Origin of the sequence: Mycoplasma sp. HS2188 (assembly GCF_025209835.1) — a bacterium.
Taxonomy (GTDB): domain Bacteria; phylum Bacillota_I; class Bacilli_A; order Mycoplasmatales; family Metamycoplasmataceae; genus Mycoplasmopsis.
In genome coordinates, this window is the sequence record NZ_JAOAOI010000002.1 from 25710 (window position 1) to 50784 (window position 25075).

Below are 25075 nucleotides of genomic sequence, written 5' to 3' on the forward strand. Positions count from 1 at the left end.
ACAGCTCACGCTGTATTTTTTATTGCTTATTTATAAGGCTATTCGTGAAAATGCCCGAAAAAAAGGTATAATAAAATTATGACTAAAAATAAATTAAAGTTTGTTTTCTCATCTTTAAGTATCACAACAACACCCTTAATTGTTATTTCATGCAAAAATAATCAGGATATAAATAATTTATCAATAAAATTAAAGACAAATATTGATAAAATTCACTTCAACGAAATCAAATCAAATAGTTTTGAACTACTTAACAACAACAAAAACATTGAAATAATGTTGATAGATAAAGAAACATTAAGTAACGGCGACATTCGTGTTCTATATCAACTAAAGGATCACCAAAATGTTTGAAATATCAAGGAATTGGTTATTCCTGCTGATAAAATTATTAAAATCAACGAAGACCAACCAAAAGATAGTGTTGTAAGTGATAACGATCAAAACAAAGATGATAACAATCAACAATCAAACCCAAGCGAAAATACCGAAACCAACAGCACTGAAGTGCATGACACTGATAAATCAGACGCAAACGCATCTGAAGAAACCACTGCTACCGAAAGTAATGTTACTGACAATAAAGAAGAAAAACATGAACAGCCCGATACCAACGATAACGATAATATAAATAACGGTGATTCAAAAAACTTCATAAGAATAGCTTCTTGAAATGTTTTAAATTTCGGTTCAAGATCAGTAAAGTATAAACCAAAAGGTCAAGCAATAGCTTCAATTATTTATACACAAGATTATGATGTTGTTGGTGTGACTGAATTAGACAGTGAAGAGGCTATTAAACAAGTGGTCAATCTTCTAAATGAAATAGATACAAAACATTCAGTCAATAATGATTGAAAATACATTATTTCTGATGAATACCCAATAGCCGAAGGTCACAAAAATCAAGCAGATAAACATGCTGGATTTATCTATAAAAATACAGTAGTTTCGCCTGCTTTATTGCAAAATAATCAGTATAAAGCACTCTATAATAATTCAAATTTTGAAAATAAATTCGGCGGCTCATTAAATGGTTATTCAAGACCACCTTTTACAGTTAAATTCAATGTAAATTTATTGAAATATAAAAATAATAATTTCACTTACCTAGTTTCGCACTTTGACGGACCAGGAGTTAATGAAGGAGAAATTGGTGTTAGCGGTGGTAATGGATCTGGCGAATTTAATGAAGCATGAAACATAAAAAATGCATTTGAATGAGCAAAAACAATAAATAATGGTGATGATGATTTAATTTTTCAAGGTGATACTAATATTGAATTGAAAAATCAAAGTCAGGCTTTTGGTTGAGTAAATGATTATAATGCTCAAATTGTCTTTGATGATGATGAAAGCAATGCAACCTCACTTAAAAAAGCATATGGTAAATATAGTCAACCATACGACAAAATTATTCATAGTTCTAACCTAAAATATACTAATCCAAAAATTTATCACTTGTATGATTTTGTAAACGATCCTTCAATTTTTCAATTTTCTAAAATTAGCTCGTTAGAAGAATGAATTGAATATTGTTCACAAATTTCAGAAAAAAAATACAAAAGTGAAATAGGTTATATTTATTCTGGTGTTTCAGATCATTCGCCAATTAGCTATGATTTAGTTTTGGATGTTAATGATCAACATTAATTAAACAAAAAATCGGCCCCAGCCGATTTTTATATTTTTATTTAACTTTAATTAAAGATGAAACTTCAATGTTTTTATTGGCAAATTTTTCTCTACCTTTTAGCGATTCAAGTTCTAATAAAAGAATAATTCTTTTGACTATTGCCCCTTGTTCCTCAAGTAAAGTAACAATTGCTTTAGTGGTGCCACCGGTCGCTAAAACATCGTCAATAATAGCCACTGTTTGACCTGGTTTGATAAAGCCTTTTTGTATTTGTAATACATTATTTCCGTATTCCAAATCATAATTTTTACTGATAACTTCACCAGGCAATTTTCCCGGTTTTCTAACCATTACGAATGGTTTTTTCAATATAGCTGCTGTTGGTGTACCGAACAAAAATCCTCTGGCATCAGGACCAACAATAATATCACAATCTTTTGCAAGTTCAGCCATCTGTGTTATTGTATAGTGCAATGCTTCACCATCACCCAATAAAGGACTAATATCTTTAAACAAAATTCCTTGTTTTGGGAAATTTGGGATATCTCTAATATATTTATCTAATTTCATTAAATCTCCAATTTATTTTTTAAATCAATTAAATTGTTACTGCAACATCTTCGAAAAATTCAACCACATCGTCTTCTTTAATGTCATTAAATTTACGAATTTTCATACCGAAGTCTTTTCCTTTTTCGACTTCTTTTACATCGTTTATGTCTCTACGTAGTGTTTCAATAACACCTTCGTGGATTAGTTTTTTGCCTCTAAAGACTTTAACTTTAGAGTTTGCTTTTACAACACCTTCATCAAGCATAGTACCCGCAATAGTTCCGACTTTTGAGTAGAAAAATGTTTTAATAACATGGCCTGAACCAATTTTTTTCTCTTCATAAACTACTGCTTTTTCGCCATCAAGTCAAGTTTGCATGTCTTCGATAACTTTGAATACAACATCATAGTAAGCAATTTTTACACCTGCTTGTTTAGCACTTTGTTTAATATTTGAGCTTGCTTTTATTCTGAATGTAATAATTAGCGCATCTGATGTTTGAGCTAATAATAAGTCCGAGTTAGAAACTTCACCCGTTTGAGCACCGATAACTCTAATTATTGCCTCATCATTGCTCATCCCATCTAATTTTGATTTTAGGGCTTCTGATGTTCCTTGAACATCAGAACGAATTATAATGTTTAAGATTTTTTTGCCATCTTCATCAGATGCTGCTTGAGCACGATTGAATAAGTCAGTTCTCTTGTCCATTTGTTGTTTTTCGATAGCAATTTTTTTAGCAAATTTTTCATCTTCGAATGAAATGAATCTTTCTCCAGCTTGTGGTGATGTGTTTAACCCAGACACAACAACCGGCATTCCTGGTGTAGCAAATTCAATTAATTTACCGTTGGTATTTTTTAGTGACTTAATACGCCCATATGTTGAACCAGCCACCATATAGTCGCCTTTGTATAAAGTACCATTGTCAATGATTAATGTAGCAACCACACCAACACCTTTGTCAGCTCTCGATTCTAGTACAAATCCTGATGGATATCTATTTTTGTTTGCTTTCAAGTCCATTAAATCAGAAAAAGTAATAATGTTGTCTAATAATTCGTCAACACCTTCACCCGTTTTGGCTGAACCATAAACAATAGGAACATCGCCGCCGTATTCTTCAACAATTACGTCATTTTCAGCTAATTCACGTTTAACTTTTTCTATATCTTTAGTTTGTTTGTCCATTTTATTAACAAACACTATCATAGGAGCATTAGCCGCTCTGGTGTGTTGGATCGCCTCTTTGGTTTGTGGCATAACTCCATCATCGGCAGCAACCACCAAAATAACAATGTCAGTTACTTGTGCTCCTCTTGAACGCATTTCAGTAAACACTTCATGTCCAGGAGTATCAATAAATGTAATTGTGCCTTTATCATTGATTACTTGATAAGCACCAACATGTTGTGTAATTCCACTTGATTCAGTTTCAACAACTTTAGACTTACGAATATAGTCCAATAAAGAAGTCTTACCATGATCAACGTGTCCCATGATGGTAATTACTGGTGGACGTTTTGTTAAAGATTTTTCATCATCAATAAATTCAACTGTGTTTAAAAAATTTGATGCATCAACACTTTGTTCTTTTTTAAAGTCAAGGTTTAATTCCAAACATAATTCAGCAATTTCTTCTTCTTCCAAAATATGATTGATTTGGTACATTTTGCCTTTCATCATAAACTTTTTGATTAAATCATTAGGGTTTACACCGACTTTATTCGCAAATTCTCCCAATGGCATTGTGCTTGTAAAAATAAACACTCCGTCTTTTACCTCGGTTTTAATGTTGTTTAATTGCGATTGAACATCTTGTTGGTTTGTTATTCTGTTTTTCTTAGACATTTCGCCTCCTCTAATTGATGTTGTATTTTTATATACGTTTCACGACTAACATTTGTCCTAAAAGTACGATTAAGTGCTTTTGTTTTTAAAACTTGTTGTCAAGTTTGTTCGTTCAATAAAAGATAAGCACCACGACCTTTCATATTTTTATCTAAATCGAGACTAATTTGATTGTTTTTTTTGTCATAATCAAATCTTATCAAATTAGCAACTTCTAAAATCTGATTAGTAATAATACACTTACGTTTAACCAAGACTATTCGTCCCAATCTTCATCATCAAATTCACTTAAATCAAAATCATCAAGACCGTATTTAGATAAATCATCGTCTGTTTTGAAGTTTTCCATAACTTCTTTAACTCTTCTGTAATCCTCAAAGTCGTCTTTAATTTGAGTTGCCTTATCATTTTCAGCAACAAAACTATTAACCGCATCATCTAATGTGAATGATTCTTCAACAGTTTTTTCAGTGTTTTGTTGATGTTGTTTGAATAATTCTTCAAATTCTAAGCCAAAGTCTGATGTATCAATGTCCTTGAATTCTTGTTCAGTAAAGCTCATAACATCATCGTCAAATGAATCAGCTGAAATGTTAATTTTAGAAACATCAAAAGCGTTTGCACGTCTTGCTGGTCTTGTATTTTTGCGAGTTGCGGTTGAGGTTTTAACTTCAAACGCTTTTGAGTTATTAAACACAATACCTTGAGCTTTAGCATCTACATCGCTAATAATATCTAAATTACAATTTGTTAAGCTTGACGCTAGAGATACATTCACACCTCTACGACCTATTGCTGGTGTTAAAGCATCTTTTGATACAATAACTCAATATGAATTTCTCATTGCATTTTCGTTATTATTTGATTTTTCAACTACATCAATAACTCTTGCTGGTGACATAGCATTGATGATGAATTTTTTAGGATCTTCATCATATAAAATAACATCAATTTTTTCGCCAATAACTTCGTTTACGCCAGTAATTCTTTGACCATTTGGACCAATTATTGCACCAAAAACATCAAAATCACTATTAGCATTTATTCCGGGTTTAAATGCAACTTTTGTTCTTTCGCCTGGTTGTCTTACTGAATCAACAATTTCGATTAAGTCTTCATTTAATTCAGGAATACTTACTTTTAGTGCTTGCTCTACATTTTCTTTTGAATCAACTGAAACTTGTACTTGACTAAGTCTTGCTTCTTCTTCAACATTGATAATTGTTGCGTGTCCGTATTGCCCAACTTTGATGTTAGCTTTTGAACTAATTAAATTAGAAGGTAAATAGGCAGGAGTTGACATTGTGTCTTCTTCAGTAATTTGAACATTTCATGATCCATCAGAATTTTTCGCATTGTATTGAATTCTTACTCTTTCGCCAATTCTGTTTTTAAAAATCTCGTAAACACGTTGTTTTCTTAAAATTGACATACCTTGTTGAATTGATGAGTGAATTGTTCTTAATAGGTTTGGGAATTTAGTATTTTTTAATACTTTTGATAGAGATTCTAAATCTAATTCTTTAGCCACTGTATCATCGACTTCACTGTTTTCATTAATTAATTTTGCATCTGATAATGAGATATATGTGGTGAACATCAATAAACGTGTGTCGTGGTCATTATTGTTGGTAAATTCTTGCGCTTCTTCGTCAGAAATTACTGTTAAAGTTTTTACCAATGGTGTCAATGTTTTGTCTTCTTCATTTAATACATACTCAACCTCAATATCTTCATCAATTTTTGAAAGTATTTTTGTGGTTTCGGTGCTAAAAACATTGATAATATCACTTAAATTTAGTCTTTGTTTTTCTTCAAATGATTTAACGATTTCGTAAAAATCTCTAGCAATATTTGAAACTTTAATTGCTTTTGTCATTATATTCTCCTTATAAATTAAAATTTAATATATTTTTCTATAGAAGCGATGTTAGATTTTGATAATTTTATTTTTCTAATATTGCCTTTTTGGTTTCATCTCAATAAAATTTCATCATCAAAAACTTCTAATAAAATCGCTTTATATTCATTAACTTTGTTTTCATTTTTGTGTAATTTTATTAATAATTCTTCGCCGATATGTTCGTTTAATTCATCGACTGTATAATTTAAATCAACTCCTGGTGAATGTATTGAAATTGAATCAAATCGCTCAATATTTTGAGTGTCTAGTCACTCATTTATTAAACGTGATTCAGCATTAACTTTACTCATATCTGTATGTTTCAAAGTAATATCCAACACAAACATTGATTCAATATTTGTTTCTTTGGCGTCAACAATAACGTCGCCAAATTGGGCTTGTAATTTTTCCTTCCAGTTCAATATTTCTCCTTAAAAATAACAAAAAGTTGCTGTCGCAACTCAATTAATATTTGACTTGTTGAATTTATTATACACAAAATTAAACAATTTTTGCATTTTTTTAGCAATTAACCACGAAAAATAAACATATTTTGAAGTGTTTACACTTTTTTCTTGTGGGCAAAGACAGATGTGTAACCTAGTGATTTCAGCCTGCGTGTTAAATTAGACAGAGAAATGTCAATTTTGACATATTTTCTATAAAAATCACTTAGATTTAAATATTTTTTAAATTTACCTGTTTCCTCGTTTTCAGATAAAACCTTAATACTATTGTAAAATTCGCCTAATTTTATAATTTCTTCGTCCGAATACTTGTTGTGTTTTTTATTTTTGTTGCCGTGAAAAACCTTTTCCACAGAGTATCCATCGTTTTCCTTTAAACGTTTTTTGCATCTTTTTATGGTTGAAATACTCAACCCTGCTTTTTCTGCAAGTTGGCTGTTGGTTAGGTCTTTATTATTTGCAATTAATTTTAATGTTTTTGTTTTTCTTAATTCAAATTTTGACTTCATTAGTTCCTTATCTTAATTTTTATTTCTTTTGATATTAGTTAAAATTTAGATTATTTATTGAAAAATGCTTTAGGGTCTATGAACCAAATCGCTCATTTTTAAATTCATAGAAGTAAATTATTATATTATTATTTTGAGCAAAAAAATAATTTTTATTAAATTTAATTTGATATATAATAATTTTGATTTTTTCAACTATTTTAATAGTACATTATGAAAAAAGAGGAGGCTTATATGGCAAATATTAAATCAAAAGTTAAAAACATTGCAAAGTCTGAACAAAATAGACTAAGAAACAACGCAATGAAAACAAGAGTGCGTAAAGCAATTAGAGCAGCAAGAGAAGCTGTTTTAGCAAAAGACGATAAAATGAATGAATTAGTTAAAAAAGCACATTCAATTATTGCTACAGCAGTACAAAAAGGTGTTTTCCACCCAAATAAAGGTGCAAGAAAATCATCTCGTCTAGATAAATTTGTTAACGCACAAAACGCTATTGTTGAAGCATAATAAGCTTTCGTTTATAAGAGCATATCAAATGCTCTTTTTTTGTTACAAAAACGCAAAGAAAAAACAGGATCGCTCCTGTTTTTTGATTATTTAATTCTATCCTAGAATTTCTTTAATTACTGTGGCAATTCTATCTTTGTTAACAGTGAATTCATTTTCAAGTGCTGGTAAAGGAATTGTAACGTCTGCACCGTTTAAACGAACTGGCGCAGCAAGTAGGTTGTCGAATGCGTGTTCGTTTACACGTGTAATAACTTCTGCTGTAATTGAACCTGATTGAACTGATTCTGATACAACCAATACACGTCCTGTTTTTTTAACAGAGTCGATAACTGTTTTAGTATCAAGTGGTTTTAGAGTTCTTAGGTCAATAACTTCGATTGAGTAATCTTTTCCTTCTTCTCTTAATAATTGTAGAGCAGCTGTTGTTTCGTGTAGCATGTGACCGTATGTTACAACTGTTAGGTCATCACCTTCAACTTTAACGTCTGCTTTACCAATTTCTACTGTATAGTGTCCAGCAGGAATTTCTTGTTTGAAAGCACGATAGTCGTGTTTGTGTTCTAAGAATACAACTGGGTCATTGTCATCGATAGCTGAAAGTAATAAACCTTTTGTATCGTATGGTGTAGCTGGCATAACTACTTTTAGACCTGGGATGTGTGTGAACAATGCTTCGATTGCTTCTGAGTGGTGTTCTAGAGCTTTAACCCCTCCACCAACTGGCATTCTTAGTACCAATGGTACATTGAATTTACCACGTGATCTATTTCTCATACGAGCTGCACTAGGGAATAATTGTCCCAAACCGTAAAATATAAAACCTGAGAATTGAATTTCGGCAACTGGTCTTAATCCAGCCATAGCTGAACCAATAGCAGTACCTACGATAGCTGATTCAGAAATTGGGGCATCAAATACTCTATTTACACCGAATTTTTTTTGCAAACCTTGTGTTGCACGGAACACACCACCTTCAAAACCTGCGTCTTCACCATAAACAATAACAGATTTATCTCTTTCCATCGCAATTTCTAATGCGTTTGTGATGGCACCAATGTTATTTAATTTAATTGTTTCCATAATATATCTCCTTAGTAAATGTGAATCCTATTTTACAAATCTTCTGTTTGCTTCTCTTTGTTCGATTAGTTCTTCAGGTAATGTTTCATAGGTGTATTTGTAAATGTCGTCAAATCCTTCTTTTGTAAGAGTTTCTGTAGATTTGTCGTATGATGCTTTAGCATCTTCTGTAGCAGCATTAAAGAATGCTTCTTTTTCAGCTTCAGTAACGATACCATTTTCCATCAAGTATTTTTCAATACGGTGGAATGGTTCTCATTTTTCGTGTTCAATTTCTTCTTCTCTTGTACGGTAAACACGTGGGTCATCTGAAGTGGTGTGTTGACCTTGACGTCATGTAACCATTTCAACTAGAACTGGTCCATTTCCTTCACGTGCTCATTCAGCAGCTTCTTTTAATACTTCGTAAGCAGCTAATAAGTCGTTTCCGTCTACACGTAGACCTGGAATGTCGTATGATAGAGCTCTTTGTGAAATAGTTTTAACTTTGTAGCTGTTGTGTTCTGGAACTGAAATAGCTCATCTGTTGTTTGCAACAACAACAACAACTGGTAAGTTGAACAATGAAGCTCAGTTTAATCCTTCGTGGAATTCACCTTCGTTTGTTCCACCGTTACCAATAATTGTGAAAGCAACTTGTTTTTCGCCTTTTTCTTTAAGAGCTTTAGCAACTCCGGCAGCTTGTGAAATTTGTGAAGCAATAACAACTTGCAATGGAACTGTGTTTGATTTGAATTTGTTACCTAATTCAGAACCTCTTCAGTATAGGTAGATTGATTCCATTGTTTCACCACGAGCTAGTAATGTACCTAGAACACGGTAGTGAGGAATGAATCAGTCTTCTTCTTTCATAGCAAAACCTAAAGCTGTTAAGTGAGCTTCTTCACCTAAAGCAGGTGCAAATGTACCTAAACGCCCTGTTTTTTGTAGTGTTAATGCGTATGTATCTCATGCACGAGATTTCAACATGTTGTTGTACATGTCTTTCAATAACTCATTAGATGCTGAAGGTTTAAATGATTTATCAATTAAATTTCCATCCACGTCTAAAAAACGAATCATTGATTCTGGGTCGTTCATAACTTTGCGACCATCGATAAATTTGAATTTCATATGCGTTTCCTTTCATAGAATAAAATTGTATATTTTTTATACGTAATAATTATACAAAGGGAAAACCGAAAGCGTAAAAATATTTTTTTATTAAAATCTTCATAAAAGCCCAAAAATACGCTAAAAAAAGCAAAAATCAATCATTTTTAACGTAAATAATAAATATGGTAATGTTTTTTTATATTATTATTTTCATAAATATGAAATTTTTTCTACATTAGCTATAAATAAACCTATTTTTGGAGTTATAAAATCGGAATTTTTTTAGTTTAGTTATTTGGCTAAGAGGGCTGTAAAGTTCCACTAAAAACGATATTAGTATAATAATAAACATTTATTTGTATTTGCTATAATATTTTTATGAAATACGCAATAATTGTAGACTCGTCTTGCACTTTGACTAAAACGCAAGCAAACGAATTAAACTGAGAATTTCTCCCACTTCATATTAATATAAATGGTAAAGAGTATAGAGATGGCATTGACATCAATTCAAACAACCTTTTTGAAATTTATGGCAAAAATGAAGAAGGCCGAACTTCTGCCGTTAATTTAGGTGAAGCTGAAGAGCTTTTAGATAAATTAACAAAAGAATACGAGAAAGTATTAATTTATCCTATTTCTAAAAATTTGTCTGGTACTTGTTCATCATTGACAATTTTGGCTCGTAATTACGAAAATGTTAGAGTGGTTCAATCTGTACAAGTTTTACAAATGATATTACTTGATTTAGTTTGGTTCGAACACCAAATGAGTATAGACCCAACAAAATTTGATGGGTATGTTGACTCAATGGAAAACGGTTGATACAGACATTCAATCACTTTGATCCCTAAATATAATAATTATTTAGTTAAAGGTGGTAGACTTCATCCAACAGCAGCTGCTGTTGCTAAGCTTTTCAAAATAATTCCAATGATTTGTTGAGAAGAAGGTTCATTAAAAAAAGAGGGCGTAGGTAGAACATTTAATAAAACTATTCTCAAAGCTATTGAGAAAAAAAGAGAAATTTTTCCTATCAATGAGGGCAAAGAATTATTCACTCTCGCTTTACACTCATTTTCACCACAGCAAGAACTTGAAGAATTTGTCAATAATATTGAAAATCACTTGGGAGTCAAACCTTGTGTTGATTTAATTGCTCCTGTTGTTGCTATGCACACAGGACCCGAAGCCTTAGCTGTTCTTGCTTTTGAATTGGACAAAAAAATTATTGAACTCTACAAAGAAAAAATTATTGAATTAAAAAACCGTTAGCACGGTTTTTTGTTTATTTACCATTTTTTTATACTTTTATTTTCTTTAAAAAAGCAAAAAAGGTATAAAAAAATGGCAGGAGTGACAGGACTCGAACCCATAACACACGGGGTTGAAGCCCGTTGTTCTACCATTGAACTACACTCCTACGTAATTGCTTAAGTATTATAACAAAAAATAATAATATATAGATAAATTTCAATAATATTCGTTTTTTGCTTTTGTAATATAATTTCCACATGATAAATAAACTTAATAATAACACTATTGGACAAAAAATTAAATTAGTAAGTAAATCAAATTTAATTTACCAAATGATTTCGCTATCTATTTATTTAGCATATTTTATTGCTTCAGGATTTAGTGTATTTTTAGCCTATTTACCTTTTGGTCCGACTTGACTAACATTTTTACCTTTAATCGTTGGGATTGCTACATTCCATTTAGGTTTTTTTGGTGCACTAGTTTCAGGTTTAGGATTTGGTATTTCATCATTTATTGCGTCATTATTATTAGGATTATTTTGATTTCAAAATGTTGATATTTCGATATTATCAAGAATTTTAGTCGGTCTAACTACCTTCCTTTTTTACTTTTTATTAAATCTACGGAAAAAGCCAAAACTTTGAAAATTTGTGCTGTTGGTGTTGATCGCTACAGAGGCAAATAGTGTTTTTGTTTTCGGTTCATTGTACTTTCACTCAAAATTTATTGGTGAATTGGTTGGGCTGCCAGATTTTAAAACAATATTAGCTCTTAACACAATTAATTTAATAGCCGAACCAATTTTTAACGTTATTATGGCTTCTCTTGTTTTCTTTCCGATATTGGCCATTAGAAAAAAATATGAACAAAGAAAAAACACTACTTGATAGTGTTTTTTTGCCCTTAATTTTAAAAAATTCAATAAATATAAAGGAGAAATAAATGAAAACAACTAAAGTTTATATTGATTTACACATTCATTCTCAAGATTCTAATAATACAGGAAGTACAATTTCCAAACACTCAGATGTTGAAATGTTACAGAAATTAATCAATAATAGGGTTCGTGTGGCATGCTTTGCCGATCATGACAATTTATTTGTTGAGAGTTATAATAGAAGAGTGGAGATAATAAAAGAAAAAGGATATGAATTAACTCTTTTACCAGGCTGTGAAATAAATTTATTAAATGGCGAAAAATCAGCACAAGCTATTCTAGTTTTTAGACCTGATCAAGACTTAAACGAGATCAAAAAAATCGTTAATAAAAACAAAATTAGCTATTGCAATATTTTCAATAAATTTGCCGACTACGATTTTATGATATTTCCACACACTGGAAAAGCAAAGGACATCATTAATCCCCTCGAACTAGAAGGATGCTATATCTCCGGTTTTGATAGTTCAAATCCCAAGAGTTCAAATTTAAAAAAAGCAATGAAATTGTACCCAGATGTTCCGGATGTTTATTTTAGTGATGTACACAACTGAAAAAAATACCCCTTCGATAACAACAACCATCGAACAGCTATTTCGTGAAAAAATGAATTAAATGATTCAAGAGAAATATATTCATACATCAAAAATGTTTTAAAAGACAAGACAAATGTTTTTAAATATTCTAAATAAGGAGGAAAAATGAAAAAATTATATTCAATTACTTTCAGTAATAAAGACGGCGACAAAGAAAAAACAATCAATTTCGGCAATGTAAATATTATTTTGGGTGAAAAAGGTTCCGGAAAAAGTACATTTTTGAGAATGATTGCCGAAACTATATTAAGAACCAAAATATTTAAAAAAGAAGATTTTGTTGAAAAAAGTTTCGGTTTAAAAATTAAGGAAGCAAATATCGACAATGAAACCAAAACTTGAAACTCTTTTTTGTCAATGAACTCTACTCCTACTGGCTATGAAAAGGCTTTAAAAGCCTTAAAAGAAAAATTTGAAGTTTACATCACACAAAACGATGATAGAAAAAAAGGTTTGGATGACATTTATTCTGATGATATTAAATCAACCAAAAAAAATGGTTATTCAACCGAATTACTGAACAAAATTAAAAAAGCAGGTTTTGAGTTGCAATTTGTTAAAAATGTTAGAATGCTAAATAATTCCATACGTGACTGAAATTCATTTTTTGGACAATCGAATAATTTAAATCTAAATGTAATTTATAAAGATATTACAGACAACAACGACGGTTCTTTATTGTGAAAAACAACTGATGCCAGAATAGATGTTAAAAAACTAGAATTAAAAGATGCAATAAGCTCTTTGCGTTCAACAGTTAGCAAATTGAGCGACCCAAAACTTTTAAGCACATCTATTGGTGAAAATAACTCATTTTTAAGTTCTTTGTTTGAAAAAGACAATGAAGAATTGCAACAAATTAATGAAGAAATATATAAATCAATTCAACGCAAAATTAATATTTATCAAAATGCAATTGAGAAAATTGAAAAATTAAACCAAACATTTATAAAGTTCAACGATGCGTACACGCAAGCTTCCAATTCGATTAGAGAAACGATGGAAGAAAATGAAAAAAATCAATCCGATTATGACAGATTGACAAGATTTTTCAAAGATATGCCATCTTATTTAAAAAACATTAAAAAGAGCTTTGATTTAGTAAATGGTCATAAAAATGAAGAAGTTGTGGATTTTGCAATCGAACCTGTTATTAATAAAGAATATAGTTCAATCACTTACTCAATTCCGCCTTTCGCTTTAAACGAAAGCGAAAAGGGTAAAATAATTAAAATTATTTCAACTTCAACCAGCAACACAGTTCCTAAAAATTTAATATCTTTAATCAAAAAACCCGATGATTTCTCTGCTGATACCAGCCAAAACGCAATGGAAAAAGTTTTTGAAGAATGGGTCAAAACGCACCATAAAGTAAATGTTGATAATCAAATTTATGAAACTTTGTCTAATGGACAAAAAACATTATTCGGAATCAAAAATACAATAAATAACAGTAATCCATACAAGGAAACAAGTAATTTTCTACTACTAGATCAAATCGAAGACGACTTAGATAGTTGAACTATTATTGAAGAAATAATACCTTTATTGGAAAAACTGATTAGCGAAGATAAACAAATTTTTATTGTAACCCATAATGCGAATATTGGTACTCTTTTGGAAAATTCTACATCTATCACAGTTGATTTACGTGAGAGTGATTTTGAGAACAAATTTAAAATTAACGCAATTTACGACAAATTAAATACCGCCGAAACACGTTATTTAGAAGGTGGAATGTCTGCATTAGAAAAAAGAGTTCAAATAAATAAATCAAAATTGAAGGAGTTTAGCAATGAATAGTAATAGTTATATTGAAATTTCATACGGAAAACATGATATTGAAGGTGACCGTGTTGTTGTTTCATACACACGTGCAAAAAAAGGGGATAATTTAATAATACCTTTGAATAACACTGAAGGCGGTAATTGAAATACCGATAGTATTAGAGACTTTTTAACAATAATTGTTCAAGAAGAAAACATAGTTGATGGTGAAAAAAGTGTTTTAAGATTGAGAAAAGATGAGACGATCCAAAAAATGCTTGAAAATAAACAAAATCGTACAGCAGCCTTTATCGTTAATTTATTCGAAATTTTTGTTAACTCATTTAATGAGGATTAATATCAATAATAAAACTAACACCCCAAAGGTGTTAGTTTGTTTTTATTTGTCTTGTAATTCAAATAATTGTTCTAAATCAAACGAAAATGATTCGCTTCCTCTAATCTTAAATAAAACATTAGGATTAACAAAACCATTTCTTTTTTCTTGATTGCTAATTGGGTTTGAAATTCAAATCAATTGTCCGTCTTCCTCGTAATTATTCGGGTTATTTTTTTCTCGCTCTACGCCGTCATTTTTCACAACTTTTTTACCTGTTATTGGGTCAACAACATAGGCTTTTTGACCTGAAGTAGAAACTGTGGCAGTAACCCCATCAACACGAATACTTCTGAACGGATCTGGTTTAGGAATTAATTTTGATGGGTTTGAATTAGTTTTTTTGTAATATTTAACAAAATCTCAATCATTGACACGTTTTTCTCTAGTTCGTGTAACTTTTGTATAAAATCCATTGTTATCAAAATTTTTATCGCTGTTATTATATACAGTGATGTGTACGTGTGGCATTCAACCACCATTGGTATCAGGAGTTCCTAAAAAACCAATAATTTGACCTTTTCGAACTTTAATTGGATTGATAACATCAATCTCTTTATTTGTTTCTGTGTTTACAGCAATACTAAAGCTTTTGTTTCCTGTTGTATACTGAGATTGATGAATATTCAAATTGCTGTTATTCATTGTTGAGTTTGCGTCTAAATGAATAAAACCTATATACATTCATTCATCAAGTTCGTCAGTATTTGATACATTGAATTGTTTTTCAAATTCTGCCGGTGCTAAATTTAGCTCTGATTTTTTAACACGCATCATTAGAGTTGTCCCTGAAGCATCGGCATCATTTTTTTCTGCTGAATTTTGTTCTCTACTAAAAATTCCTATAATTTCGCCATCATAAGGTGCTGTTATTGGTGTGTATGCCGGTGCTAGATAATCTTCACCGATATGTAAAAATGTTGGTACTGTGATTTTTGCACCATAAACTGCTCTAGTTGAATCGTAACCACCCGATAGCAATCTTGTACCATAGATATTGTAAATTGAATCATTTACTTTTGACACGTCTTCACGTGTCAATGTATCAATTATGAAATTATATGCATTGACATTTTCTTCAACAAATTGATCTTGGAATGGGTTCGAATATTTCCCAGTACCGACTTTTTTGTTCAAAATTACCTTAGAATCTCCATACGATACTTCTAATTCTAAAATACCGTTTCTTAAATCGATTGGTTTATAAGAAACTATCTTATAGTCAACCCTGTTGATTAGCGATTTTAAAGCAAAACTATTTTTGTTTAATTTTGTAAAATCAGCATCATAGATGTTGTTGTTTTTTATTGAAAACAACACATTTTTATTCAATTTTTGTTGCAATAAAACTTGTTTTCAGTCATCATCTAATTGAATCTCTTTGTATATGTTGAAGCCAACATTTTCTTTACTTTCTTTAGTAGGCTGTCCAGTTTTTTTATCTGTTACAACTTTTCCGTTAGCAACTCTAATTGAAATTGTAATTTTGTCTAATTCAGGATTTTTTGTTAAATCTATTCCATTAACAAATATATTTATATCTTGATTAGCAAAACCGTTTTTTAATTCTTCAAGATTAAAACCGCTAATGTTGAATATACTATTCAATTGAGTTGTTGAAAGTTTATCAATATCATATTTGTTTAGTAATTCAATAAAGCCATCTTTTTGACTGTTATTGAAAGATATTTCAATAGTTTCTGGTGTTATTTTTTGTTTTAATGATTTGTTTAATTGATTAATTTCTTGATATTTTTTTTGATCACTAGAACTTAATTTTATGTCTGGTAATCTAAATTCTAATCTGTGTTCTGTAAATAAATTTTTATCGTTGTCTGCAATGTTTGCTGGTGAAATTATTTTTATCGGTAATATGACATTATTGATATTTGACGGATCTAATTCAATATTATGATAATCAAATTTTCATTTCAGTTGATTAACCTGATCAGCATTCATTTGTAAATCGTTAATTAAAATATTTTTGAAAGTTTCAAAATCAAAATCAAAATGTTTGTTTACATAATTATTTTGAATAAAATCTCTAAATTCAATTTTAGAACTCTGTGCTCCAGGAGTTTTAAACTTGAATAAATCAACTACCCTATCATTGTATTTAAAATAACTTTGGATTGGCTCAATATGAAATGTAGTATCTAATTGAGTTTCATTATTTTTTATACTAGGGGTTGAATTTGTTTTGTTTTGTGAATTTTGTTTACCTTTATTTTCAGTGTCGCTTTTGTTGTCAACACAAGCTACCACAGCAAAGGGTAATGATAATGTCGGTATTAACAAAAGTTCCGTAATTTTTTTAATTTTCATTTTACTCCTTTAAAAGTTTAGGCCTGCACCTGAATTTTTTGTTATTCAAACTATCAACAAACCAAACACAATAGGAATTAAACCCGAAAGGACTGTAACTATTGAACTACTTCATAAACCTTGATATAAGTGTTGCAATTGAATTTTCATTTTTGTCTTTTTGAAACTAACACGAATAATATCAACTAACGAAAGGACTAAGTTCATAATCGTGAAAAAGATGTGAAAAGCATAATATCCAAAGTGTGAAGAAATGTATATTGTAAATCCTACAACTGCAATTGTAATTAAGGTTTTATCTCAATGTGTTGCCCCATAACTTGTCTGATTTATGTAATTCAATAGTGGAATGCACGCAGTAAATAACGAAATAAATATTGCCTCTTTAATTGCAAAATACCCAGGATGCTTGTTGGCTTTATTTCCGATGTTAAATATATTTATTAAATTTGTGTTCTTGATATTTTCGTTATCTTTGAAAAAGAATTTAAGTAGGTAAAAAATAGGAATAAATAATATAAAACCTGAAAGACCACCTAACATTTCCCCTAATATTAGGTAACCAACACCATCAAATATCGGCGAAAAGGTTTTTCGCGAAACATCAATACCTTGCAATATTGATTGTAATAGCACCACAATAGGATTTGCCAGTGCAAATGTTCTACGGCTCGATAGAAAGAAACTTCAAGATCATGGAATAACAAACATTAAAAGTGTTGCAAATGTAAATCCGAATGTCATGTACAACTTGTTATTTTGTTTTTTATTTATATTAGCTAAAAAAATTCATAAAGATACAAAGAATATCAATGTGAAAACCGCAATAAACTCATACATGAATCCTGTTGTGTTTCATTTTGTAGATAATAGTTGTTTTGGCGTCATTTTTATCTCCTTTTATTTTTTTGTGCTACTTTATTATATAAATACAGTCAATATTAATTCTGTTTCGAAACACAAAATCCTTATTAACATTTTTTTCTCAATAATTTTGCTAATAAAACAAAATAACTTTTTTACTAATTAAATTTAAAATCAATACAAAAAGTAAAAAAATATGATATATGAAAACATTTCCAAAAACCAGCATTAAAATGTGTATTTTATAGACCAAAAAATTATAAAAATATTTTCGCTTTTTGACCTGTATAACTTATTTTCTAGCTCTTGATTCGATAAAAATTTACTCAAAAATATTGCCAAAAATTAAGTGTTTTATACACAGATAAAGCAAACAATTTTCATGGCAAAACTACTCAGATATATTTTTGCTATGAAAAAAAACGACATTGTATATAATAAAAAAGCGTTTTAGTATTAATATTTAACTAAGACTTAATATATAGGAGGTTATAATGAGTTTAAGAACATACCAACCAAACAAAAGAAAACACGTTAAAACACACGGTTTTCGTGCAAGAATGGCTACTGCTGGTGGACGTAAAGTTTTAGCAGCAAGAAGAGCTAAAGGTAGATCAAGATTGACAGTATCAGACGCAAATTAATTAATCTAATCAAGGTTTAGAAATGAAAAAACAATACAGATTACAAAAAAGTTGAGAATTTGACAGTGTAATCAAAAATAAACAGCAAGTCATAAATAAATTTTTAATAGTTTATTACCAACCTGCTCAAAGTTTTAAAGTCGGCATTACAGTTCCAAAAAAATTTTGTAACGCCGTATATAGAAACTACTATAAAAGACAACTAAAGTCAATAATTCATTCTTTAAATATGTATGATTTAAATTTTCACTTCGTTGTTATCTTAAGAAAAGATTTTTTAAATCAAGACTATGATACAAAACACAAAACAACCGAAAGGTTATTTTCAAAAATAAAATATGCAAGATAGATCAAAAAATTTTGATTACTTTAAATCAAACAATGATGCAAATGGACCGAAAAGAAATAAAGATATTCGCAAAAAGGTTTGATTAATAATTAAAGTAATTCTTTATGTTTTATTATTTGCTTTAACTCTTACAGGGTGTGTGCAAACTATGGTTGTCAAAAGCTCTAATTTTACTGGAGCTGGTACCGAGTTTTACATGTCTAAAGACCGTATAGCACCTAGAGTTGCTACATTCGAAAGAGCAAATAAACCAAAAAACGATAAAGTTTTAGTCAAAGGTGAGTTTTACGAATTAAATAATTCACCAGAAATAAACTACCATTTAGCTTACAAAAATTACAAAGATGTTTTACAAGATTTAAGAAACCAAGTCGGTGAAAAAAATTACGGGCTATCAGGTGTTAAAACATCTTCTATTCAATACTTATTGCCTAATGGCGAATTTGTTGAAACCAAATACGATCAAAGCAGCATCAAAAATCCACCAATTGTTAGAGGTGAAAATGGAAACTATTTATTTACCACATCTCATCTAGTTGATGCTTCTGATTACAATTCTATTTACAACGAATGAACTGCTTTTTCAGTCTTAGATCCAGATTTCCAATTTTCTAATTTGTTTAAACAAAGCGAAGATGGATATGTTGTTAATAGAGATGCTTTAGCAATGAAACACCCAGATAATAAAGAACTTGTGTTAAAAAACGCAACATTATTTAGTGTTTTCAATAGTCAAGATGGTTATAAAACTTCAAGAGCAAAATACGCTCGTGATGTTCTAGAATTCTTGTACCGTAATACATTTTTAGTTCAAAACAATGTATATCAAAGAACATTCGGTACAGAAACATATGAAACAATTATGACCAAAATTTTAGATGGTGATATTGATAAAATTAGTTCTGAACAATTTACTGTATTAAACAATTACGATCGTGTTGTTAAAAAATACTTAAGTCAAACTAATTTAGATAAAACTATTTCTAAACTTCCGTTATTGGACAAAAATGGTGTTCAAAAATATGACAAAAAAGGAAATTTAGCCTACTCTCAATTAAGTAGTGAAGATTCAGTTTTAGGATCACCTTTTTCAGTTGATTTAAATAAAGATTTAGTTTTTTCAGCTAGTGAACCTCAAATTCCATTCTATTCATTTAAATCAACATTATCATACGGACCTTTCTTCTCTTTTGTTATCTATCCAATTGCAGCATTAACTATTGCTATTAGAACTCCAATGCCGGTGGCTGACGGATGAAGTACAATACTTGTTATTGTAATCGCTGTTATTGTTACACGTTTAATCGGTTTAGCAATTACATGAAAAGCAACTATGTCGCAGACGATGCAAGAAGAATTACGTGTTAAAAAAGCAAAAATTGACGCAAAATACGCTGAATATAAAGGCAATAAAGAAATGAGAATGAGACAACAACAAGAAGTCTCAGAATTGTACAAGAAAAACGGCATTAGTCCAATGGATTCAATTCTATCGTTAATCATCTCAATTCCTATCTTTATCGCTATGTGACGTGTTATTCAATCTGTACCGGAATTAAAATCAACTACCTGGTTAGGCTTTGATTTTGCCGCCATTTCATATAAAAGATTATTTGCTGGAGAATGATGATACATATTCTTATTATTAATCACAGCAGGTTCTCAATTAATGTCAATGTTAGTTCCTAAATTACTTAATAAACGTAATACTAAACATATGACAATCGAACAAAAACAAGCAATGAGAAAAAACGATAAGACTCAATGAATTATGATGATTGTGTTCTTGTTCATTACATTAATTTTCTCTGCTGGTGTTCAAATATATTGAGTAGCAACAAACTTGTGATCAATAGCTCAAGCAATTGTAATTCACTATTTACGTAAAACAGAGTTTTTCCGTAAAAGATACAACAAAAAGATAAGAACTTAATAATTTATAACGAGGTTATCTCGTTATTTTTTTACGCATTTTTAAAGGGTTGCAATAGTGGTAAAATTGTAATATACAGAAAGCAGGTATTATGAAAATTTATAGAATAAAAGAAACAAATCCTTATATTACTTTACCTTTAGAAAATATAATATTAAACGACCCTGATGTGACTGGGGATGTGTTGATTTTGTATCAACACGATAACGCAATAATCATTGGTAACAACCAAAACGCACATGAAGAAATTAATAGACAATATGTTATTGATAAAGACATTAAATTAGCACGTAGAAAATCTGGTGGCGGAGCCGTTTACCACGATATGGGAAATATCAACTTTAGCTTCATAACCGATTACAACAAACAAAGCGGCTATGAAAGATTTCTAGCTCCTATTATCGGCTTTTTACGTTCATTGGGCTTAGACGCAGAATTCCACGGTAGAAACGATATACACGTAAATGGAGCAAAAATCAGTGGAAATGCCCAATATTTGAGTAAAAATAGAATTGTTAGCCACGGAACAATTTTATACAATGTTGATTTAACCAAACTTTCTAACGCCTTAAACCCAGCTCGTATTAAATACGAGTCAAAAGGTATTCAGTCAGTTAGAGCTCGTGTAACAAACGTTTATGATGAACTAAAAGAAAAAATGGACGTTGAAGAATTTATTACAAGACTTATTCAATACTTTGTTGAAAATTACGATGTTGAAGTTGTAGAAATACCTTACAAAAAATATCAAAAACAATTGGACGAAATGTATAAAAAAGTTAGTTCAGAAGATTGAATTTTCAATAAAGCAGCAACATTTACATTTAGAAATGGTGATAAATTCAAGGGTGGAATTGTCAATGTTAAAGGAAACATTGAAAAAGGAATAATTAAAGAATTGAGATTTGAAGGTGATTTTTTAAGTAAAAAAGATGTTTCTGAAATTGAACCATTATTTGTTAATTTACCACTTAAAGAAGAATCTTTAAAAAATGTTTTTTCGAGCATCGAATTAGATGAATATTTTGGCACTGTAACACAAGAAGAATTAATAAAATTAATTTTAGGTTAAAATGATACGAAAAACAGTACAAATAAAAGAAGAAACAATTAGTTATTTAGTTGATGAAAAAATAGGCAATATAGTTGTTTTATTTTTACACGGATTTGGAGACGAAGCAATCCGTGCGTCAACTTTATTTAAAAACGAAGACAGAATGTACTCTATAATTGCTCCCGATATGCCTGGTTGTGGTCAATCAACAAATAACCACAAAAACATAACTATGGAATACTACTGTCAAATTGTAGAAGAGTTTATCAATACATCATTACCAGAAAAACGTCTATATATCGTCACCCATTCGCTAGGCACAATAACTGCGCTTTATAACGCAGTTAAAAATCCTAACATTATTCAGATTTTTGCTGTAGCTCCTCTAATGCCGCGCGATGAGGACGAAAAAATGAAACAAAAAAGAATTAAATGACTTCTTCCTACCAATGGCGAAGAATTATATGATTCGCAATTAAAATTGTTTTGTGAACACGATAATTCATACATCATTCAAGAAAATGTTAAAAACAAAATAATAAACACTGGTGTAGATTTCTACAATCATAGACACTCAACTTTTACTGAATTAGCAAACGAAATTGTAGACGGGTCATATGTCAAAGAAATTTACAGTCAATATTTCAAAAATAAACACGATTTTATGGCTTTTGTTAGCGTTAATGATGAATATTTTGATTACCCAGCTTCAAAGAAATATCTAGACCTTTATGATATCAAATCAGTTGAGATAAATGATTCGGGACACGCTATGTTCTATAAAAACACACCAAGAATACATAAATACATAAATAATTTCATTCTTAAAAAAGAAGGCTTTTATTAAAAAAACAGTCACTAAAAATTAAAACAAAAAATTAGACCGAGATCTGTAAAGATCCTGGTCTAATTTTTGTCCTAACTTAGTATTTTCTTGGACGTGTTTTTTTATTTCTTACATTAAGCGGACGTTTTTGTTTTTTACACAGCAATTTCAATGCGTGTTATAGAGTTTTTTTATTGTTTTTTCAATAAAAATATATAATGAGAGACGCTCAATCAAAATCAATAGATTTTAATCATATATCACAATAATGAAAGGAAAATATGGATTTATTAAAGCTATTTATATTAGATTCTAGCCATCCTGTTTCTGCTTGATTTGCTTTTATATTTGGAGTTTTATCAGTAATTTTAACAATATCGGTTGGAATCCCACAATTTGTTCATTTAATCAAAACCAAGAAGACTGAAGACGGGACAAAATTCTATTCATTTTGAATGTTCTTCACAGGGGTTGTAGGTTGAATGTTGATAGGTGCATGAGATCCTAGTCAAGTTAAAATGACCGCAACTATGTTTGCCAACCTTGTATCTTCATTTATTTTATCTGGAACCATATTTTTATCTTACAAGTATTCATCAAAGATAAAAAAACAAAAATTTTCTATACCAGCACTAATAATTTCGCTATCAATTTCTACACTAGCTGCTTCTTTATCGATTTGAGGATATGTTGCTAATAAACATATGCCAGTAAAATTAATGTCAGTTGTTATATTGATATTCCCAATGCTAACATCTTTCAGTTTCTTACCAGGTGCAATTAAATCGCTAGAAGAAAAAAAATTCAGCGGTATGTCAAAAGGAATGTTATTTACATTGCTTTTCATTAACATAATGTGACTTGGATACTGAATATTTTTAGGTATAAACAGAGGTGATTTTGACTCAAACATTTTAACAAGTATTGTTTGACAATCAATATCGTTATCAATTTACTCATCACAAGTATATTTAATGATTATCACCAGAAAATAATTTGAAACCACACAAGCGTGTGGTTTTTATTTTAAAAAAAACCAAACACAAAAAGTGTTTGATAAAGACATTAATTTTCTTGTTTTTTGATGTAATAAATAGTTGAAATAATCGTCACTGCCATCCCGGGATAAATTTTAGTTCCCCTACCTTGCGGGTGTTTTCCGTTAATTCTGATTCTATTTAAATTATCGCTAATAAAGTATTTAGCTTCACTTCCGGTAGATATTAAACCAACTAATTTAAGCAATTGGCCTAACGTAATAAATTCGGTATTAATATAAATATTTTTTATCATTTTATCTTCTTAAAGGAGTGATTAATTGTTTAGATAATTTATTTGAATTAGAAACAATCAATATTTTTTTAACAGTTTGGTCGATTAATATCGATAATTCGTCATCAAATACAGAAATAGCGTCTTTCAAGAAGTTGTAGTTAAGATCTAATTCTAAATCATCACCTTTGAATTTAAAGTTTTTTGTTTTAGCAACCGAAGAACCTATTTCAGCTATATTATTGGTTATTTGAAGAAAATCAGCAGTAACTTTTAATTCAATTCTATTTTGTTTGTCGCCATTTGCGATTCAAACTTTGTTTAATAAATCGTTCAATTCATTTTTGTTTATTTGAATCGTATATTTTATATTCATTTCTTTAAAAATAGGTTCTGTATCTTTAAAAGGTACTGACACAATTCTTGAAATAATTGTTGTGTTGTCGTATTTAACACCAACTTTAATGTCATTGTAAAAGAATGTTATTTTTTTCGGAGCATCTGCACCAACAATATCTTTTAAATCTTTTGCAACAACCGAAATGTCAACATCTTCATCATTTAATAAAGTTGTTTTCATTTGATAAAGAGCAAGTCTATATGAATCGGTAGCAGTGAAATTTATATGACCATTTTTATATCTCATATTGATACATCTATAAATTAAATTATTGTCTTGACTAGAAGCGTGAGTAACTGATTTAATTGCTTTTTTAAATTCGTTTGTATCAAATTCTATTTGCTTTGTGTTTAATAAATTATCAGTTATTGGGAAAGATGAAGCATCTAATGTTGAAATTTGATATCTTGAATTTCCTTCGTGTATGTCCAACAATCCATTAATAGATTTATTTATGGTTATTTGCCCCGATAGTTTTTTGATAATATTTTTAAAAATGTTTGCTTGAATTAAAAATTCGCCTGTTTGTTCAACTTTAATATTAACATCATCGACTGGAATTTTTTTAACTATACTTGTTGAATCATTTGCTGCTTTTAAGGTAATAAAATCTTCAGTTAAATTAATATAAATTCCCCTAAAACTGTAAAAAGTACTGATAGGGTCTACATATTTCGAAACTACTTCTAACGCATCATCGAAAATTTTTTTATTAATATGGAATTTCATTTTTTCTCCTTAATGATATAAATAATATATCTTGTTGATTTGTTGATAATTCACAATTATTTTACTTTTTCCCCTTGTAATAAGAGAGATTAGTAAAATGAATAAATGTTGTTAT

Annotated in this window: 25 protein-coding genes and 1 tRNA gene; 13 read left to right on the forward strand and 13 right to left on the reverse strand. The window is 29.8% G+C overall.

The genetic code is table 4. The features are described 5' to 3' along the window. Positions 1–78: 78 nt before the first annotated feature. Positions 79–1653 carry an MnuA family membrane nuclease gene (locus N1F73_RS01025; protein WP_260359519.1) on the forward strand — a complete coding sequence of 525 codons (1575 nt, stop codon included), beginning with the start codon at positions 79–81 and terminating at the stop codon, positions 1651–1653. Between the two features lie 37 nt (positions 1654–1690). Here the strand turns inward: N1F73_RS01025 and N1F73_RS01030 are convergent, their stop codons facing one another. From N1F73_RS01030 to N1F73_RS01055, 6 genes are all read right to left on the reverse strand, one after another. Next, positions 1691–2206, reverse strand: coding sequence for an adenine phosphoribosyltransferase (locus N1F73_RS01030; protein ID WP_259289946.1), 516 nt, complete (start codon positions 2204–2206; stop codon positions 1691–1693). A gap of 28 nt (positions 2207–2234) precedes the next feature. Next, a complete protein-coding gene (gene infB, locus N1F73_RS01035) occupies positions 2235–4040 on the reverse strand; it encodes a translation initiation factor IF-2 (RefSeq protein WP_259289945.1) in 1806 nt (601 codons plus the stop codon). Beyond that, on the reverse strand, positions 4019–4309 hold the full coding sequence (locus N1F73_RS01040; RefSeq protein WP_259289944.1) for a YlxR family protein: 291 nt from the start codon (positions 4307–4309) through the stop codon (positions 4019–4021). The genes infB and N1F73_RS01040 overlap by 22 nt, the downstream gene beginning before the upstream one ends. Beyond that, complete coding sequence (locus tag N1F73_RS01045) at positions 4297–5919, reverse strand: hypothetical protein (RefSeq protein ID WP_260359520.1); 1623 nt, start codon at positions 5917–5919, stop codon at positions 4297–4299. The genes N1F73_RS01040 and N1F73_RS01045 overlap by 13 nt, the downstream gene beginning before the upstream one ends. A gap of 17 nt (positions 5920–5936) precedes the next feature. Continuing rightward, on the reverse strand, positions 5937–6365 hold the full coding sequence (locus N1F73_RS01050) for a ribosome assembly cofactor RimP (protein ID WP_260359521.1): 429 nt from the start codon (positions 6363–6365) through the stop codon (positions 5937–5939). Positions 6366–6505: 140 nt separating this feature from the next. Further along, the gene (locus tag N1F73_RS01055; protein WP_259289941.1) at positions 6506–6919 is read right to left on the reverse strand and encodes a winged helix-turn-helix domain-containing protein; all 414 of its coding nucleotides are present in this window, start codon (positions 6917–6919) and stop codon (positions 6506–6508) included. A 234-nt stretch (positions 6920–7153) separates the two neighbouring features. Between N1F73_RS01055 and rpsT the strand changes: the two genes are divergently transcribed. Further along, positions 7154–7429 (forward strand): 30S ribosomal protein S20, encoded by a 276-nt coding sequence (gene rpsT, locus N1F73_RS01060; RefSeq protein WP_260359522.1) that lies wholly within the window; start codon positions 7154–7156, stop codon positions 7427–7429. 96 nt (positions 7430–7525) lie between these two features. Here rpsT and N1F73_RS01065 read toward each other — a convergent pair whose 3' ends face one another. Together N1F73_RS01065 and N1F73_RS01070 are read right to left on the reverse strand one after the other, a co-directional pair. Continuing rightward, positions 7526–8512 carry an alpha-ketoacid dehydrogenase subunit beta gene (locus N1F73_RS01065; RefSeq protein ID WP_259289939.1) on the reverse strand — a complete coding sequence of 329 codons (987 nt, stop codon included), beginning with the start codon at positions 8510–8512 and terminating at the stop codon, positions 7526–7528. Between the two features lie 27 nt (positions 8513–8539). Beyond that, a complete protein-coding gene (locus tag N1F73_RS01070) occupies positions 8540–9625 on the reverse strand; it encodes a thiamine pyrophosphate-dependent enzyme (RefSeq protein ID WP_259289938.1) in 1086 nt (361 codons plus the stop codon). A 360-nt stretch (positions 9626–9985) separates the two neighbouring features. On the opposite strand from N1F73_RS01070, the gene N1F73_RS01075 reads away from it, so the two are divergent. Next, complete coding sequence (locus tag N1F73_RS01075; protein WP_260359523.1) at positions 9986–10882, forward strand: DegV family protein; 897 nt, start codon at positions 9986–9988, stop codon at positions 10880–10882. A gap of 73 nt (positions 10883–10955) precedes the next feature. Here the strand turns inward: N1F73_RS01075 and N1F73_RS01080 are convergent. After that, positions 10956–11030 (reverse strand) — tRNA-Trp (locus N1F73_RS01080). A 91-nt stretch (positions 11031–11121) separates the two neighbouring features. On the opposite strand from N1F73_RS01080, the gene N1F73_RS01085 reads away from it, so the two are divergent. The 4 genes from N1F73_RS01085 to N1F73_RS01100 are packed head-to-tail and all read left to right on the forward strand — an operon-like array spanning position 11122 to position 14525. Further along, the gene (locus N1F73_RS01085; RefSeq protein WP_259289936.1) at positions 11122–11757 is read left to right on the forward strand and encodes a hypothetical protein; all 636 of its coding nucleotides are present in this window, start codon (positions 11122–11124) and stop codon (positions 11755–11757) included. 52 nt (positions 11758–11809) lie between these two features. After that, complete coding sequence (locus N1F73_RS01090; protein ID WP_260359524.1) at positions 11810–12496, forward strand: hypothetical protein; 687 nt, start codon at positions 11810–11812, stop codon at positions 12494–12496. Positions 12497–12505: 9 nt separating this feature from the next. Then, positions 12506–14203, forward strand: coding sequence for a hypothetical protein (locus N1F73_RS01095; protein WP_260359526.1), 1698 nt, complete (start codon positions 12506–12508; stop codon positions 14201–14203). Next, positions 14196–14525: a hypothetical protein gene (locus tag N1F73_RS01100; protein WP_260359527.1), complete on the forward strand. Its 330-nt coding sequence runs from the start codon at positions 14196–14198 to the stop codon at positions 14523–14525. The genes N1F73_RS01095 and N1F73_RS01100 overlap by 8 nt, the downstream gene beginning before the upstream one ends. 42 nt (positions 14526–14567) lie before the next feature. On the opposite strand, the gene N1F73_RS01105 is transcribed toward N1F73_RS01100, so the two are convergent. Beyond that, positions 14568–16889 (reverse strand): MSC_0775 family lipoprotein, encoded by a 2322-nt coding sequence (locus N1F73_RS01105; RefSeq protein WP_260359528.1) that lies wholly within the window; start codon positions 16887–16889, stop codon positions 14568–14570. 9 nt (positions 16890–16898) lie between these two features. Continuing rightward, the gene (locus N1F73_RS01110) at positions 16899–17777 is read right to left on the reverse strand and encodes an MAG4940 family membrane protein (protein ID WP_260359529.1); all 879 of its coding nucleotides are present in this window, start codon (positions 17775–17777) and stop codon (positions 16899–16901) included. 470 nt (positions 17778–18247) lie between these two features. On the opposite strand from N1F73_RS01110, the gene rpmH reads away from it, so the two are divergent. The 6 genes from rpmH (at position 18248) to N1F73_RS01140 (ending at position 23554) form a co-directional block, all read left to right on the forward strand. Next, positions 18248–18397 (forward strand): 50S ribosomal protein L34, encoded by a 150-nt coding sequence (gene rpmH / locus N1F73_RS01115; RefSeq protein WP_259289930.1) that lies wholly within the window; start codon positions 18248–18250, stop codon positions 18395–18397. Positions 18398–18419: 22 nt separating this feature from the next. Continuing rightward, positions 18420–18746 (forward strand): ribonuclease P protein component, encoded by a 327-nt coding sequence (gene rnpA / locus N1F73_RS01120; protein ID WP_259289929.1) that lies wholly within the window; start codon positions 18420–18422, stop codon positions 18744–18746. Next, on the forward strand, positions 18736–20679 hold the full coding sequence (gene yidC / locus N1F73_RS01125; protein ID WP_260359533.1) for a membrane protein insertase YidC: 1944 nt from the start codon (positions 18736–18738) through the stop codon (positions 20677–20679). The genes rnpA and yidC overlap by 11 nt, the downstream gene beginning before the upstream one ends. Positions 20680–20770: 91 nt before the next feature. Beyond that, a complete protein-coding gene (locus N1F73_RS01130) occupies positions 20771–21751 on the forward strand; it encodes a lipoate--protein ligase (RefSeq protein WP_260359534.1) in 981 nt (326 codons plus the stop codon). 1 nt (position 21752) lies between these two features. Continuing rightward, on the forward strand, positions 21753–22580 hold the full coding sequence (locus N1F73_RS01135) for an alpha/beta hydrolase (RefSeq protein ID WP_260359537.1): 828 nt from the start codon (positions 21753–21755) through the stop codon (positions 22578–22580). A gap of 260 nt (positions 22581–22840) precedes the next feature. Next, positions 22841–23554, forward strand: a complete 714-nt coding sequence (locus tag N1F73_RS01140) for a PQ-loop domain-containing transporter (RefSeq protein ID WP_259289925.1) — start codon at positions 22841–22843, stop codon at positions 23552–23554. 70 nt (positions 23555–23624) lie between these two features. Here the strand turns inward: N1F73_RS01140 and N1F73_RS01145 are convergent, their stop codons facing one another. Both N1F73_RS01145 and dnaN read right to left on the reverse strand, forming a co-directional pair. Next, positions 23625–23852, reverse strand: coding sequence for an RNA-binding S4 domain-containing protein (locus N1F73_RS01145; protein ID WP_260359541.1), 228 nt, complete (start codon positions 23850–23852; stop codon positions 23625–23627). Between the two features lies 1 nt (position 23853). Then, positions 23854–24960 (reverse strand): DNA polymerase III subunit beta, encoded by a 1107-nt coding sequence (gene dnaN, locus N1F73_RS01150; RefSeq protein ID WP_260359543.1) that lies wholly within the window; start codon positions 24958–24960, stop codon positions 23854–23856. Between the last annotated feature and the right edge of the window lie 115 nt (positions 24961–25075).